Source organism: Pseudomonas sivasensis, from assembly GCF_013778505.1.
GTDB classification, from domain to species: domain Bacteria; phylum Pseudomonadota; class Gammaproteobacteria; order Pseudomonadales; family Pseudomonadaceae; genus Aquipseudomonas; species Aquipseudomonas sivasensis.
The window spans coordinates 85585-99838 of sequence record NZ_JAAOWU010000003.1 but is presented as its reverse complement, the minus strand read 5'-3'; the positions used below and the strand labels follow the sequence as shown (position 1 = coordinate 99838).

Sequence of the window (14254 nt, the reverse complement as noted above, 5' to 3'; positions counted from 1 at the left end):
CGGCGCCCCCATAGCGAGCAAGAACTAGGCGTCCCCCTCGCTCCTTCAAACAGCCCTATATTCTGATGCCTGTACGGCGGCAGTTTGCGCCCGTACAATCCCAAGTCATTTCAAGTCCAAGCAACCGACAACGGCCTACCATGCGTACCAGTCAATATTTGCTCGCCACACAGAAAGAAACGCCTTCCGACGCGGTCGTGATCAGCCATCAGCTGATGCTGCGCGCCGGCATGATCCGCAAACTGGCCTCCGGCCTGTACACCTGGCTGCCCATGGGCTTGAAGGTGATGCGCAAGGTCGAAGCCATCGTTCGTGAAGAAATGAACGCCGCCGGCTCTCTCGAAGTGTTGATGCCGAGCACCCAACCGGCTGAGTTGTGGCAGGAATCCGGGCGCTGGGAAGAGTACGGCCCTGAGTTGCTGCGCTTCAAAGACCGTCATGGCCGCGACTTCTGCGCTGGCCCGACCCACGAAGAAGTGATCACCGACCTGATGCGCAACGAGCTGAGCAGCTATAAGCAGCTGCCGCTGAACCTGTATCAGATCCAGACCAAATTCCGTGATGAAATCCGCCCACGCTTCGGTTTGATGCGCGGCCGCGAATTCATCATGAAGGACGCCTATTCGTTCCACGCTGACCAGGCATCGCTTCAGGTCACCTACGATCGTATGCACCAGGCTTACAGCAATGTGTTCACGCGCTTGGGCCTGAAGTTCCGGGCAGTTGAAGCGGACAATGGCTCCATCGGCGGTGCCGGCTCCCACGAGTTCCACGTACTGGCTGAATCCGGCGAAGACGATATCGCGTTCAGCAACGGTTCCGACTACGCGGCGAACATCGAGAAAGCCGAAGCCGTACCGCGCGAAACCTCGCGCCCAGCGCCGGCAGAAGAACTGCGCCTGGTGGACACGCCGGAAACCAAGACCATCGCGGCCCTGGTGGAAAAATTCAATCTGCCGATTGAAAAGACCATCAAGACCCTGATCGTGCGCGCCGAGGAAGAAGGCAAGCTGATCGCCCTGGTGATCCGTGGCGACCACGAACTCAACGAAATCAAGGCTGCCCAGCAGCCTGGCGTGGCCAGCCCGCTGGTCATGGCCACCGACGACGAACTGCGCAACGCCATTGGCGCCGGCGCCGGTTCCCTCGGCCCGCTGAACCTGCCACTGCCGATCATCATCGACCGTTCGGTAGAGTTGATGAGCGACTTCGGTATCGGCGCGAACATCGACGATAAGCACTATTTCGGCGTGAACTGGGAACGTGACCTGCCAGTTCCGACCGTAGCGGACCTGCGCAACGTCGTCGCCGGCGACCCAAGCCCGGATGGCAAGGGCACCCTGGAAATCAAGCGCGGCATCGAAGTCGGGCACATCTTCCAGCTGGGCAACAAGTACAGCAAGGCGATGAAGTGCGAAGTGCTGGGCGAAAACGGCAAGCCGATCACCCTGGACATGGGTTGCTACGGCATTGGCGTATCCCGCGTGGTTGCTGCTGCTATCGAGCAGAACAACGATGAGAAAGGCATCATCTGGAGCGACACCCTGGCACCGTTCCAGATCGCGCTCGTACCGCTGCGTTACGAAACCGAGCAAGTACGCGAAGCCACCGACAAACTGTATGCCGAACTGACGGCCGCCGGTTTTGAAGTGCTGCTCGATGACCGGGACAAGAAAACCAGCCCGGGCATCAAGTTCGCCGACATGGAACTGATTGGCATCCCGCACCGGATCGTGGTCAGTGACCGCGGCCTGGCCGATGGCAATCTGGAATACAAGAGCCGGACCGAAGCCGAAGCCCAACCATTACCGGTGGCTGACGTGCTGTCTTTCCTTCAGGCGCGTATTCGTCGCTGAAAACCAGATCAAGAGAAGTCATGTTCAAGCGAAACACCAGAGCCCTGGGGGGTGCCGCCTTGTGCGGCGCCCTGCTGGTCAGCGGCTGCGCCAACCAGATGTCGCAACGCAGTGAGCACGAGGAGCGGGTCGAGCGTAAGTTGCTCGACCACAGTCTGCAGATCGATGTAGGCGATCCCAAAGTGCTGGAACTGCCGCAACGCCGGGTTCGCATTCACGAGCAGAAGACTTTCGAGGTCACCGAATTCGAAGTCACCCGTCGCTACGACCGCTACACGCCTTACCAGCCCTGGCGCAAACTCTATGAGTTGCCCCTGGGTGCGGTGGCATTGGTGGCGGGCGCGGGTGCCAACGTGGCGAATATCTTCGCCCTCGGCAACCTGCCTACCAGCATGACCCACGACTGGCTGACTTACGGCGTGGACGGTCTCAACCCGTTCATGAACGTGCAATCCCACGGCCGGGCGCAACAGAATCTGGCAGGTATCGATGAAGTCCAGCGTGACAAGCGCGTGGAGTATTCAAGCCTGCCCTGGAGCGAACGACCGGTGCAGGTCACCGCCGGCAAAAAGATCCACGAGCTGACCACCGACCGCAACGGCGTCCTGCGCCTGAACCTGTTGGACAGCCCGTTTGCCGAGCAAGACCTGAATCGCATCACGACGCTGAAGATCAGCGTGGAAGATGGCCAGGACGACGTACATTCGGACTCGACCCTGGCAATCAGCAGTACCTTGCGCGGCAAGTTACTGGAAGCCCACGGCCTGATCTACGACGACCTGGAAGACGACGAAGTCAGCCAATGGGTGCACCGGGTCAAGCGTCTGTCGGAGCTGGGCTTGGAAGAAGAAGCCAGTGAACTGGAACAAAGCCTGATTGAGCTGACCCGAAATGATCCGGAGCTACAGCAGGAATTCCTGCAGGCGCTGACCAAGGACGCGGGGCGGTTAGTCGCAGATCCCGGAGCACGCTGAGACTTCGAGAACACTGTAGGTCCAAATGTGGGAGGGGGCTTGCTCCCGATCGCGGTGCATCAGTCAGCTTATACGTAGCTGACCCACCGCTATCGGGAGCAAGCCCCCTCCCACATTTTGTTTCCGGTTTCTACCAAGAGAACTCTAACTGTTCTTGGCCGCCACTTAGGTCCAGCAACCGCACGCCAATACCCAACAATCGCACCGGTTTATCACCACGATTAAACGCCTGGGTCATCAGCTGTTGATAACTCTCCAGATCCCGCCCTGCCCCCGCCTGCTCCAAGGTGGTCTGGGTAAAGTCGTGAAACTTCACCTTAACGAACGGTTTGCCCGCACGGTAACTGCTGTCGATGCGCGCCATGCGCCCGGCCAGGGTCTCCATCAGTTCAGGGAGTTTTTCCAGGCAGCTTGAGAGATCCGGCAGGTCCACGTCGTAGGTATTTTCCACACTGATCGATTGCCGACGGTTGTCGTTCTGCACCGCGCGCTCATCGATCCCACGAGCCAGGTTCCAGAGTCGCTCGCCAAAACTACCGAACTCCCGTACCAACGCCAGTTTGCTCCACTCGCGCAGTTGCAGGCAGTCTTCAATGCCCAAACGAGCCAGCTTGTCGGCCGTGACCTTGCCGACGCCGTGCAACTTGCTCACGCGTAACTGCGAGACAAAGTCTTCGACCTGGTCCGGGGTGATCACAAACAAGCCGTTGGGCTTTTTCCAGTCGCTGGCGATCTTGGCCAGGAATTTATTCGGGGCCACGCCGGCGGATACGGTGATGTGCAACTGGTTGGAGACCCGCCGACGAATGTCTTGGGCAATACGCGTGGCACTGCCGCCAAAATGCGGGCTGTCCGAGACGTCCAAGTAGGCTTCATCCAAGGACAATGGCTCAATCAAGTCGGTGTAGTCGCGAAAGATCGTCTGAATTTCCTTCGACGCTTCTTTATAAGCATCCATGCGCGGCTTGACGATGGTCAGGTCCGGGCAAAGCTTCAAGGCATGGCGCGACGACATGGCTGAGCGCACCCCGTACGCCCGCGCTTCGTAATTGCACGTAGCGATCACGCCCCTTCGGTCCGCCGAGCCACCCACAGCCAGAGGCTTTTGCACCAGGCTCGGGTTATCGCGCATCTCGATAGCGGCGTAGAAGCAATCACAGTCGACGTGGATGATTTTGCGCTGCGTCATATATAGAGGGGTGAAATCCTACGGGTGGGCAGTATCGCACTCGCACCTGTATATAGCACCAGTAGTTTGAATCTTCTGCCTAAGCGGTAGGAAATTTCACAAATGGATTTATTTTTTCAATCGAAAACAGCATCCCGATAGAGCCGAAACCCTTGGCCCGCCTGGCTCGCGCGCCCCCTACAAGGCTTTCTGGAGAGCTAACCGATTGAAGCACAAGCGCTTTTCTTCAACTCACAGGTTGACACACTCGTGATCCTCTGTAGAATGCCGACACACAGACGCGGGATGGAGCAGTCTGGTAGCTCGTCGGGCTCATAACCCGAAGGTCGTCGGTTCAAATCCGGCTCCCGCAACCAAACATCAAAAAAGGCTACTCGAAAGAGTGGCCTTTTTTGTGCGCGTGTGTTTTTCAAACCTGGATCGCGTGCACTTCATTACGAACGCTTCGCGCCCAACGCGGAGCAAGCCTGCTCACCACAAAAAGCCTTCTCAATCGAGAACTTAGGTTGCATGGGCGGTTAATTCACACTTATTTGCACCATCGGTTGATTAACGGTTGACACCTCGCCGCTTGGCTGTAGAATGCCGCCCACAGACGCGGGATGGAGCAGTCTGGTAGCTCGTCGGGCTCATAACCCGAAGGTCGTCGGTTCAAATCCGGCTCCCGCAACCAAACATCAAAAAAGGCTACTCGAAAGAGTGGCCTTTTTTGTATCCGGTGAAAAAGTTCTTCTGAAACAATGGGATGGCATCTTTCATGAAACCGTACACGGTTTGTAGAGTCCATCTCATCGCACGCTATGCTTACTCCTCTACGACCAAGGGCCGCTGTCGCCGCCCCCGGTGATACGCGTTAATATTTGTAATTATTTTGTCCATAGGGATTGGTAACTTGGCTGGATACCCCCATCCTGTCGCGCACAATCCACGAGGTGATTGATGCGCGCCAACTCGTCTGAACCACAAGACACCGTCACAGCAGAACAACCGATCACGCCTACCCGATTGCGTTGGCTGGATCTGATCAGCAAGTACCGGCAACCCCTCGGGCTGGCGGTCACCCTGTTGCTGTTCGCCATCGCCTTGATCGCTTGCCGCCACCTTCTGCTGGAACTCGACCTGTACGCACTTCACGACTCGATCCTGGAAGTGCCTAAGCCTGCACTGCTGGGAGCATTTGCCGCGGGCGTCGCAGGGTTTGTCATTCTTCTCGGCTATGAGTTCTCCGGCGCACGCTATGCCGGCGTGAAGCTGCCCGCCAAGACACTGGCCCATGGCGGCTTCACCGCCTTTGCCATTGGCAATGCGATTGGCCTGTCGATGCTCTCCGGCGGCTCGGTGCGCTACCGTTTATATGCACGCCATGGCATCGGGGCCTCGGAAGTCGCCCATATGACTGTGTTCGCCAGCCTGGCCCTGGGCTGCGCCCTGCCCCCGCTGGCCGCACTCGCGACACTGAGCAACCTGCCTGCGGCGTCGACCTACTTACATCTGTCGCAAGGCCTGCTCGGCGCGATTGCCGGTACCGTGCTGCTGTTGTCGGCCGCGCTGTGTATCGGCATTTACCGCCGCCGCTTGCCGGAGCAACCTTACCCGGACAACCTGCTGGTCAAAGTCGGCCGTCGCACCCTGCGCCTGCCCGGCCGGCGCCTGACGCTCCTGCAATTGGTCATCACTGCCCTGGATGTCGCCGCCGCCGCCACTGTCCTCTATCTATTGCTGCCAGAAGCGCCGCCCTTCGGTCCATTCCTGCTGGTTTACCTGCTGGCTCTCGCCGCTGGCGTGCTCAGCCACGTACCGGGCGGAGTCGGGGTGTTCGAAGCGATCCTGCTCGCCGCATTTGCAGACAAGCTCGGCGCCGCACCACTGGCCGCTGCCCTGCTACTGTATCGGATGATCTACGTAGTGTTGCCGCTCCTGATCGCGTGCGTGTTCCTGCTGATCAACGAGGCGCAACGACTATTCCAGACCCAGCAGAGCCTGCGCGTGGCCTCAGGTCTGGCGGCGCCAGTGCTGGCCGTACTGGTTTTTTTGTCCGGCGTGGTCCTGCTGTTTTCAGGCGCCACGCCAGAGATCGATTCACGCCTGGAAAACATCGGATTCCTGATTCCCCACCGCCTGATTGATGCCTCGCACTTTGGTGCCAGCCTGATCGGCGTACTGTGCCTGTTGCTGGCCCAAGGCCTGCGTCGACGTTTGTCGGCGGCCTGGATGCTGACCATGGTGCTGCTGCTGGTGGGCGCCCTGCTCTCGCTGCTCAAAGGCTTCGACTGGGAAGAAGCCAGCCTGATGACCATGACGGCGGTGCTGCTGGCGATCTTTCGCCGCTCGTTCTACCGCGCCAGCCGCCTGACAGAACTGCCGTTCTCACCGCTGTACCTGGTGTCCAGCGTCTGCGTGCTGGGTGCCTCGATCTGGCTGCTGCTGTTTGCCTATCAAGATGTGCCGTACAGCCATCAACTGTGGTGGCAGTTCACCCTCGATGCCAACGCCCCACGCGGCCTGCGCTCATTGCTGGGAGCCGCCGTGCTGCTGGTGATCGTATCGCTGACCTGGCTGCTGCGCACCGCCCGCCCGGTGATTCACCTGCCGACCCCGGATGAGCTGGAGCGCGCCTCGAAGATCCTGATGGCTTCGTCACAACCCGACGGTGGCCTTGCGCTGACCGGTGACAAGGCGCTGCTGTTCCACCCCAACGACGAAGCCTTCCTGATGTATGCCCGTCGCGGCCGCAGCCTGGTGGCCTTGTACGACCCAATTGGACCGACCCAGCCAAGGGCCGAGATGATTTGGCAGTTCCGCGACCTGTGCGACATCCACCACGCGCGTCCGGTGTTCTATCAGGTACGGGCAGAGAACCTGCCCTACTACATGGACATCGGCCTAACCGCGATCAAGCTGGGCGAAGAGGCGCGCGTCGACCTGAAACGCTTTGACCTGGAAGCCAAAGGCAAAGAGATGAAGGATCTGCGCTACACCTGGAACCGTGGCACCCGAGACGGTCTGTCCCTGGAGATCCATGAACCGGGTACGGCGCCGATGGATGAATTAAAAGTCATCTCGGACGCATGGCTTACCGGTAAGAATGTGCGCGAAAAAGGGTTTTCCCTGGGACGCTTCAGTGACGACTACCTCAAGCATTTTCGGATTGCGATCATTCGCTTCGAAGGACGCCCGGTAGCCTTCGCCAACTTGCTTGAGACTTACAATCACGACCTGGCCAGCCTCGACCTGATGCGCGCCCATCCGGATGCGCCCAAGTTGACCATGGAATTCATGATGGTCGGTCTGATTCAACACTATAAGAGTCACGGCTACGCCCGTTTCAGCCTCGGCATGGTGCCGTTGTCGGGCCTGCAACCGCGACGCGGCGCGCCACTGACCCAGCGTTTGGGTTCGATGGTGTTCCGTCGTGGCGAGCAACTGTATAACTTCCAAGGTTTGCGCCGCTTCAAAGACAAGTTCCAGCCAGACTGGGAACCCCGTTACATGGCCGTGCCCGCAGGACTTGATCCGCTGGTGGCACTGGCCGATACCGCCGCCCTGATCGCGGGTGGCTTGACTGGATTGGTGAAACGCTGATGATTCGACGCTCCTGGCGGTATGTATTGGCCTTTGTAGTGCTGCTGGCCCTGGTTCTGGGTGGCGGCTTTTGGTATTTGAAACGCCCTGCCCCGCAGCCGACCCTGGAGCAACTGCCCCTGGCCGATGGCTCGGTAATGACCCGCGTGACCCCGGCCGGCAACCCGAAAGCCCGTGTGGCCGTGGCGGTAATGGCCGACGAAACCCTGACCGATAGCCAGTTGTTAACCCTGAGCCAGGGTGGCAAAGCGCAGATCGTCCAGGTGGTCTTGCCAAAAGATGACTGCAAGCTGCAGGAACAAGCGCTGCAAAGCGCCTTGAGCCAGCTCAAGGGCCCAGCGACGCTGGTCAGCGGCATCGGCCCTGGCGCGGCGCTTGCCTGGCGCTGGCTGGCCACTCAGAACGACGACAAGGCCAATGCCATCTCTGTTGGCTTCGCTCTGGCGCAGGAAGGCTGCAAAGATCCACTGCCGAAAACTGCAGAGCACGGCAACTGGCTGGTGGCGTGGAATGACAACCCTGACGACGAAAGCGCCAGTTTCGTACGCGATACACCACGCGCCACAACCAGCATCAGTGACTACGACATTCACTACCCGCAAGTACTGAACAACGAACTGCGCAAGCAACTGGTGGGTTCGGATAACGGTGGCCTGGCGATTCCCGTGGTGGAAGTCCCGGCAGGCCAGGCTAAGGACACCGTGACCCTGTTCCTCTCCGGGGACGGCGGCTGGCGGGACCTGGACCGCGACGTGGCCGGTGAAATGGCCAAGATCGGCTACCCAGTGGTCGGCATCGATACCCTGCGCTACTACTGGCAGCACAAGACGCCGGAACAAAGCGCCAAAGACCTGACCGAGCTGATGCAGCACTACCGGCAAAAGTGGGGCACCAAGCGCTTTGTGCTGACCGGTTATTCGTTCGGCGCCGACGTGTTGCCAGCGATCTATAACCGCATGCCGGAGAACGAGCAACAGCGCGTCGATGCGATCATCCTGCTGGCCTTCGCCCGCACCGGTAGCTTTGAGATCGAAGTGGAAGGCTGGCTGGGCAACGCCGGCAAAGAAGCCGCGACCGGCCCGGAAATGGCCAAGCTGCCGCCTGAGAAAGTGGTGTGCATCTACGGCGCCGAAGAAGTCGACGAGAGTGGCTGCACCGACAAGACCGCCGTGGGCGAGGCTGTGAAGCTGCCCGGCGGGCATCACTTCGATGAGAACTACCCGGCGCTGGCCAAGCGGTTGGTGGATATCATCGTCAAGCACCAGGCCAAAAGCGAATAACCCCAGGCCTTACACAAATCAAAATGTGGGAGGGTGCTTGCCCCCGATAGCGGTAGGTCAGTCACAGCATTGTTGACTGACACTCAGCTATCGGGGGCGAGCCCCCTCCCACAGTTGTTTTGCGGTGTTAATAAAATCTAGCGCGGTTCGATGTGGGCAATCATCAACTGCACGGTTTCATTCCCACGAAACTCGTTCACGTCCAGCTTGTAGGCCAACTCCACCCATCGCACGGTCGGATTCGGCCAGACCTCACGGTCCACGCCAAAGGCGATGCCATCGAGCTTCACTGACCCGCATTCGCTCTTGAGCACCACTTTCAGGTGCCGCTCCCCCACCACACGTTGCTCCACCAACTGAAACACACCGTGAAACAGCGGCTCGGGGAAGTGCTGCCCCCAAGGACCGGCATGCCGCAGGGCGCGGGCCAGCTCCAGGTGAAACTCCTCAACCGCCAGTGTGCCGTCGGACAACAGGCGACCGGTGAGGTCTTCTTCACGCAGTTGACGACGCACTTCGGCATCAAAAGCTTCGGCAAACAGAGGGAAATTCGCCTCTGGCAATGTCAGACCCGCCGCCATAGCATGGCCGCCGTACTTGGCGATCAGAGTGGGATGCTGGCTAGCAACCACCGCCAGCGCATCACGGATGTGAAAACCCGGCACAGAGCGCCCAGAGCCCTTGAGCAGGCCATCACCCGCATCGGCGAAGGCGATGGTCGGGCGGAAATAACGCTCTTTCATGCGCGACGCCAGAATGCCGATCACGCCTTGGTGCCATTCAGGGTCGAACAGGCACAGGCCAAAGGGCATTGATTCCACCGGCAAGTCCTTGAGCTGGGCCAGAGCCTCGCGCTGCATACCTTGCTCGATGGATTTACGGTCCTGGTTCATGCCGTCCAGTTGCGCCGCCATTTCCCGCGCCGCCGCGAAATCCGTGGTGAGCAGGCATTCGATACCCAGGCTCATGTCGTCCAGGCGCCCGGCGGCGTTGAGCCGCGGCCCGAGAATAAAGCCTAGGTCGGTGGAGGTGATGCGCGCCGCATCGCGCTTGGCCACTTCAAGGATCGCCTTGATCCCCGGCCGTGCGCGACCTGCGCGGATACGCTCCAGGCCTTGGTGCACCAGGATGCGATTGTTGGCGTCCAACGGCACCACGTCGGCGACACTGCCCAGGGCGACCAAGTCGAGCAGATCGCCGATATTCGGCTGCGGCTTGTTCGCGTACCAGCCCAGCTCACGCAAGCGCGCGCGCAGCGCCATCAGCACGTAGAAAATCACGCCAACACCGGCCAACGCCTTGCTCGGAAACTCACAGCCCGGCTGGTTAGGATTGACGATGGCGTCTGCCGCCGGCAACTCGTCACCGGGCAAGTGGTGGTCGGTGACCAACACCTGCAACCCCGCCGCCTTCGCTGCGGCCACGCCTTCGACGCTGGAGATGCCGTTGTCCACGGTAATCAGCAACTGCGGCTCGCGCTGCAGGGCCACGGCAACAATCTCCGGCGTCAGGCCGTAGCCGTATTCGAAGCGATTGGGCACCAGGTAATCGACATGGGCGGCACCGAGCAAACGCAGGCCCAGGGTGCCTACAGTGCTGGCGGTGGCGCCATCGGCGTCGAAGTCACCAACGATGAGGATGCGTTGGCGTTGCTCCAGGGCCGTCACCAAAAGGTCTACGGCGGCGTCGATGCCCTTGAGCTGTTGAAAGGGAATCAAGCGCGCCAGGCTTTTATCCAGCTCGGCCTCGGACTGCACCCCGCGTGCGGCATAAAGACGGGTCAACAGCGGTGGCAGTTCACCGAGAAATGGCAGGACAGCGGGCAACGGACGAGGATCAATACGCATGGGGTGATGGGCGCTTCTCTTTGATACGACGGTTAAACGACAACGCTGAAGGCAACACGGGGCACATGTGGAAGGGGCAAGCCCTCCCCGCAGTATTCAACCGCGCTCGCCGACCAGCCATTGCAGTTGCACTTCATGCTGGCCACGGTCATCAGTGACGAAGATCGTGCCTTCGCTGATCATCACGTCCCACTTGATTACGCGGGGCATGTCCTTGGCCAGAACCTCCAGAATCTCCTGGGGCACCGCAGCGATGTGTACGTTTTTCAGATTATTCGCCACCGGCACCACTTTGCCTTCCCATACACGCAGGCTGCCATAAGCCAGCAGGCTGGTACGTTCAGTACGACGCGAGCACCAGGTCAGGCGGTCGGCATCGGGCTGGCCGACTTCGATCCAGTGCAAAACCCGATCATCCAGGCTTTTTTCCCACAGGGCTGGTTCGTCTACATCTGACAGGCCACGACCGAATGCCAATTGCTCATTGTAAAAAAGGGCGTAGGCCAGCAGGCGCACGGTCATGCGCTCTTCAGTTTCCGAAGGATGGCGGGCGATGGTCTGTTTGACGCTCTCGTACACCGAACGGTCGAGGTCGGTGAGGTTGAGTTCGAATTTGTAGGTCGTGGACGGCTGGGCCATGAACGGGCTTCTAGAGACAGGGAAAGGCGGCCAGTCTAACTGATGGTGGTGCCATTCAACGAATCCTGCGCTGTTTCACGCTTATCCCTGGCCGCTCGCCTATGTTAAAAGGCATCACACACCCGCTCCGCGCAGACAAGGATCCCCATGTCGTTTAATGCCAAACCGCTTGCCGGCCTGAAAGTCATCGAACTCGGCACCCTGATCGCCGGCCCGTTCGCTTCGCGTATCTGCGCTGAATTTGGTGCAGAAGTGATCAAGGTCGAATCCCCGAATGGCGGCGATCCGCTGCGCAAATGGCGCAAGCTGTACGAGGGCACCTCGCTGTGGTGGTTCGTGCAGGCACGCAACAAAAAATCCCTGACGCTGAACCTAAAGCACCCGGACGGTCTGGAGATTCTCAAGAAACTCCTGACGGACGCCGACATCCTCATCGAGAACTTTCGCCCCGGCGTACTGGAGAAACTCGGCCTGAGCTGGGAAACCCTGCACGCGCTGAACCCGAAACTGGTGATGGTGCGCCTCTCGGGCTTTGGCCAGACCGGACCGATGAAAGACCAGCCGGGGTTCGGTGCCGTCGGTGAATCCATGGGCGGGCTGCGTTACATCACCGGTTTCGAGGACCGCCCGCCGGTGCGCACAGGGATTTCCATTGGCGACTCCATCGCTGCGTTGTGGGCAGTAATCGGTGCATTGATGGCGCTGCGTCATCGCGAAGTGAATGGCGGCGTAGGCCAAGTGGTGGATGTGGCGCTGTATGAAGCTATCTTCGCCATGATGGAAAGCATGATTCCTGAGTTTGACGTGTTCGGATTCATCCGTGAGCGCACCGGCAACATCATGCCCGGCATTACACCTTCGTCGATCCATACCAGCGCGGACGGCAAGCATGTGCAGATCGGCGCAAATGGGGATGCAATCTTCAAACGGTTTATGAGTGCCATTGGCCGTGAAGACCTGGCGAATGATCCGCAGTTGGCGAGCAATGACGGGCGCGATACCCGCCGTGATGAGCTGTATGGCGTGATTGATCGTTGGGTCAATTCGCTGTCACTGGAGCAGGTGGTGGAGCAACTGAACAAGGCCGAGGTACCCGCCAGCCGGATCTACAGCGCCGAGGACATGCTTGGCGATCCGCAATTCCTGGCGCGGGAGATGTTCCTCAAGGCGCAACTGCCAGGCGGCAAGGACTTCAAGATGCCGGGCATCGTGCCCAAGCTGTCGGACACGCCCGGGAGCTGCGAGTGGGTCGGGCCGCAGTTGGGCGAGCACACCAACGTGCTGCTTAACGAGCTGGGTTACGACGCGGCCGCGATCACCCGGCTACGTGAACAAGGCGCGATCTGATGGCGCACTCGCAATAATGGCGCGGCGTTGGCTCCTGGGTGTTTGTGCACCGTTGCTCGGGCTTCTGCCGCTGTCTGCCAAGGCAGCGGACACCTTGACCTGGTTAATCCGCGACCTGCCCCCGATGACCATCCTCGACGGCCCGCAAAAGGGCCAGGGCGTCATCGACGAATTGCTGCCGATGCTGATGGAGCGCCTGCCCGAGTACCAACACAAGATTTTGCACGTTAACCGTGCACGCGGCCTGCAGATACTTCAGACCCCCGCACTGACCTGCGACCCCACCATGCTATGGACCGCAGAACGGGCCAAGTGGGTGGTGTATTCGCGCCCGGCTTTTTCAATGGTCAGTAATGGGGTGGTGGTACGTCAGGACCGCCGTGACGTGCTCGCGCCGCTTGTCGCACAGCAAAGGGTGGACCTCGCGGCGCTCCTGCTGGATAAGCGCGCACGCCTGGGCGTGGTGGCCGAGCGCAGCTACGGGACGCTCATCGATGAAATGCTGGACCAAACGGATGCGCCCACCCGCGTGCTGCACTACGGAAACGACGCCCTGGGCAGCCTGCTGCAAATGCAGCGATTGGGTCGCCTGGAAGCCGTGCTGGGCTACTGGACTGAAATTCGCTATCACGCCCTGCGCCAGGGGATTGATCCGCTGACTTTGGCGTTCTATCCGATTGCTGGCGTCATGCCCTACCAGCGTGTGCATATCGGCTGCTCCGATACGACTGAGGGCCACCAGGCAATTGAACACATCAACCAAGTGTTGAACGCGCTGCCCCAGGCTCAACTACTGCACGCCTATGCCGCCTGGCTCGACCCGGCGCTGCGCGCGCAATATCTGACCGACCATGTCCAGTTTTACCAAGACGCGACTACGCCCTGACAAATCGCGGGCAAAAAGAAACCCCGAAGCGTGGGGAGACACTTCAGGGTTAAACGTGGCCAACAAAGACCAGTACAGCAAGCCACAAACACCGGAGCACAATGTTTGCTCTTGCTGTTACAAAATCTGACCGGCCATGCCGTAGGAAGTTTCCATCGATGAACAATTCTTCATGCGCGGGCAATGCCACGGGTCTGGGCGGCATTGCGTAAGGCGGCGATGACCGAGGGTTCCAATCGGCCTTCTGCAATTTTGATGTCACGCAGCAGGCAGTCCACTACGTCCACCAGCACGCGTTTATCCATCAATTGGGCACGGTCAACTTCACGCTCGACCACAATAGCGCCAGTAGGATTCTTTACTGTCACCAAGCACTCGTCCTGAACACCCGCAGTGGTCAGCGTAACCTGATAAGGGGTCAGTGCTTCTTCGAGCAATAGGCTGATACTTTCCATCTCGATCACCACTCAATAGTTCGGGAACAATCGTTTCAACGGGAACTGCATCTATCCTAAGTGACTGGTTATGACGTAGGAAAGTTCGCTTTTTCGTATTTACGGGGGTTACCGGGGGATGAGGTTTCCAGCATGCGCTTGCAATATGACAAGCAAAAAACGGCGACACATAAATGCTTGCGCAATGGGCGGTGGTTTG

Annotated in this window: 10 protein-coding genes and 2 tRNA genes; 8 read left to right on the top strand and 4 right to left on the bottom strand. The window is 59.5% G+C overall.

The features are described from left to right. Nucleotides 1–140 precede the first annotated feature (140 nt). Nucleotides 141–1856 carry a proline--tRNA ligase gene (locus G9Q84_RS06810; RefSeq protein ID WP_122756111.1) on the top strand — a complete coding sequence of 572 codons (1716 nt, stop codon included), beginning with the start codon at nucleotides 141–143 and terminating at the stop codon, nucleotides 1854–1856. Nucleotides 1857–1876: 20 nt separating this feature from the next. Then, entirely contained in the window at nucleotides 1877–2830 is a 954-nt protein-coding gene (locus tag G9Q84_RS06805) for a hypothetical protein (protein WP_032890811.1), read from the top strand. Nucleotides 2831–2960: 130 nt separating this feature from the next. Here G9Q84_RS06805 and dinB read toward each other — a convergent pair whose 3' ends face one another. Then, a complete protein-coding gene (gene dinB, locus G9Q84_RS06800; protein ID WP_122756110.1) occupies nucleotides 2961–4019 on the bottom strand; it encodes a DNA polymerase IV in 1059 nt (352 codons plus the stop codon). A 279-nt stretch (nucleotides 4020–4298) separates the two neighbouring features. Here dinB and G9Q84_RS06795 point away from each other — a divergent pair. The 4 genes from G9Q84_RS06795 to G9Q84_RS06780 all read left to right on the top strand — a co-directional run bounded on the left by G9Q84_RS06795 (nucleotide 4299) and on the right by G9Q84_RS06780 (nucleotide 8881). Then, a tRNA-Met gene (locus G9Q84_RS06795) sits at nucleotides 4299–4375 on the top strand. 240 nt (nucleotides 4376–4615) lie between these two features. Beyond that, nucleotides 4616–4692, top strand: a tRNA-Met gene (locus G9Q84_RS06790). Nucleotides 4693–4958: 266 nt separating this feature from the next. Further along, complete coding sequence (mprF, locus tag G9Q84_RS06785; RefSeq protein WP_122756109.1) at nucleotides 4959–7601, top strand: bifunctional lysylphosphatidylglycerol flippase/synthetase MprF; 2643 nt, start codon at nucleotides 4959–4961, stop codon at nucleotides 7599–7601. After that, nucleotides 7601–8881 (top strand): virulence factor family protein, encoded by a 1281-nt coding sequence (locus tag G9Q84_RS06780; protein WP_181643057.1) that lies wholly within the window; start codon nucleotides 7601–7603, stop codon nucleotides 8879–8881. Before mprF ends, G9Q84_RS06780 begins: the two co-directional genes overlap by 1 nt. A gap of 137 nt (nucleotides 8882–9018) precedes the next feature. On the opposite strand, the gene recJ is transcribed toward G9Q84_RS06780, so the two are convergent. Together recJ and G9Q84_RS06770 are read right to left on the bottom strand one after the other, a co-directional pair. Continuing rightward, entirely contained in the window at nucleotides 9019–10728 is a 1710-nt protein-coding gene (gene recJ, locus G9Q84_RS06775; protein ID WP_095185798.1) for a single-stranded-DNA-specific exonuclease RecJ, read from the bottom strand. 96 nt (nucleotides 10729–10824) lie between these two features. Continuing rightward, nucleotides 10825–11367, bottom strand: coding sequence for a YaeQ family protein (locus tag G9Q84_RS06770; RefSeq protein ID WP_032890801.1), 543 nt, complete (start codon nucleotides 11365–11367; stop codon nucleotides 10825–10827). Between the two features lie 147 nt (nucleotides 11368–11514). Here G9Q84_RS06770 and G9Q84_RS06765 point away from each other — a divergent pair, with 147 nt between their 5' ends. Both G9Q84_RS06765 and G9Q84_RS06760 read left to right on the top strand, forming a co-directional pair. Beyond that, nucleotides 11515–12714 (top strand): CaiB/BaiF CoA transferase family protein, encoded by a 1200-nt coding sequence (locus tag G9Q84_RS06765; RefSeq protein WP_095185799.1) that lies wholly within the window; start codon nucleotides 11515–11517, stop codon nucleotides 12712–12714. A gap of 16 nt (nucleotides 12715–12730) precedes the next feature. Then, nucleotides 12731–13600 (top strand): TIGR02285 family protein, encoded by an 870-nt coding sequence (locus G9Q84_RS06760; protein WP_122756107.1) that lies wholly within the window; start codon nucleotides 12731–12733, stop codon nucleotides 13598–13600. Nucleotides 13601–13770: 170 nt separating this feature from the next. Here the strand turns inward: G9Q84_RS06760 and G9Q84_RS06755 are convergent, their stop codons facing one another. After that, complete coding sequence (locus G9Q84_RS06755) at nucleotides 13771–14055, bottom strand: DUF3509 domain-containing protein (RefSeq protein WP_032890795.1); 285 nt, start codon at nucleotides 14053–14055, stop codon at nucleotides 13771–13773. Nucleotides 14056–14254: the final 199 nt, after the last annotated feature.

Bases quoted from the DNA above. Each gene is read 5' to 3' on its own strand.
- G9Q84_RS06810 (WP_122756111.1), top strand. From the start codon at position 141: ATGCGTACCAGTCAATATTTGCTCGCCACACAGAAAGAAACGCCTTCC.
- G9Q84_RS06805 (WP_032890811.1), top strand. From the start codon at position 1,877: ATGTTCAAGCGAAACACCAGAGCCCTGGGGGGTGCCGCCTTGTGCGGC.
- dinB (WP_122756110.1), bottom strand. From the start codon at position 4,019: ATGACGCAGCGCAAAATCATCCACGTCGACTGTGATTGCTTCTACGCC.
- mprF (WP_122756109.1), top strand. From the start codon at position 4,959: ATGCGCGCCAACTCGTCTGAACCACAAGACACCGTCACAGCAGAACAA.
- G9Q84_RS06780 (WP_181643057.1), top strand. From the start codon at position 7,601: ATGATTCGACGCTCCTGGCGGTATGTATTGGCCTTTGTAGTGCTGCTG.
- recJ (WP_095185798.1), bottom strand. From the start codon at position 10,728: ATGCGTATTGATCCTCGTCCGTTGCCCGCTGTCCTGCCATTTCTCGGT.
- G9Q84_RS06770 (WP_032890801.1), bottom strand. From the start codon at position 11,367: ATGGCCCAGCCGTCCACGACCTACAAATTCGAACTCAACCTCACCGAC.
- G9Q84_RS06765 (WP_095185799.1), top strand. From the start codon at position 11,515: ATGTCGTTTAATGCCAAACCGCTTGCCGGCCTGAAAGTCATCGAACTC.
- G9Q84_RS06760 (WP_122756107.1), top strand. From the start codon at position 12,731: ATGGCGCGGCGTTGGCTCCTGGGTGTTTGTGCACCGTTGCTCGGGCTT.
- G9Q84_RS06755 (WP_032890795.1), bottom strand. From the start codon at position 14,055: ATGGAAAGTATCAGCCTATTGCTCGAAGAAGCACTGACCCCTTATCAG.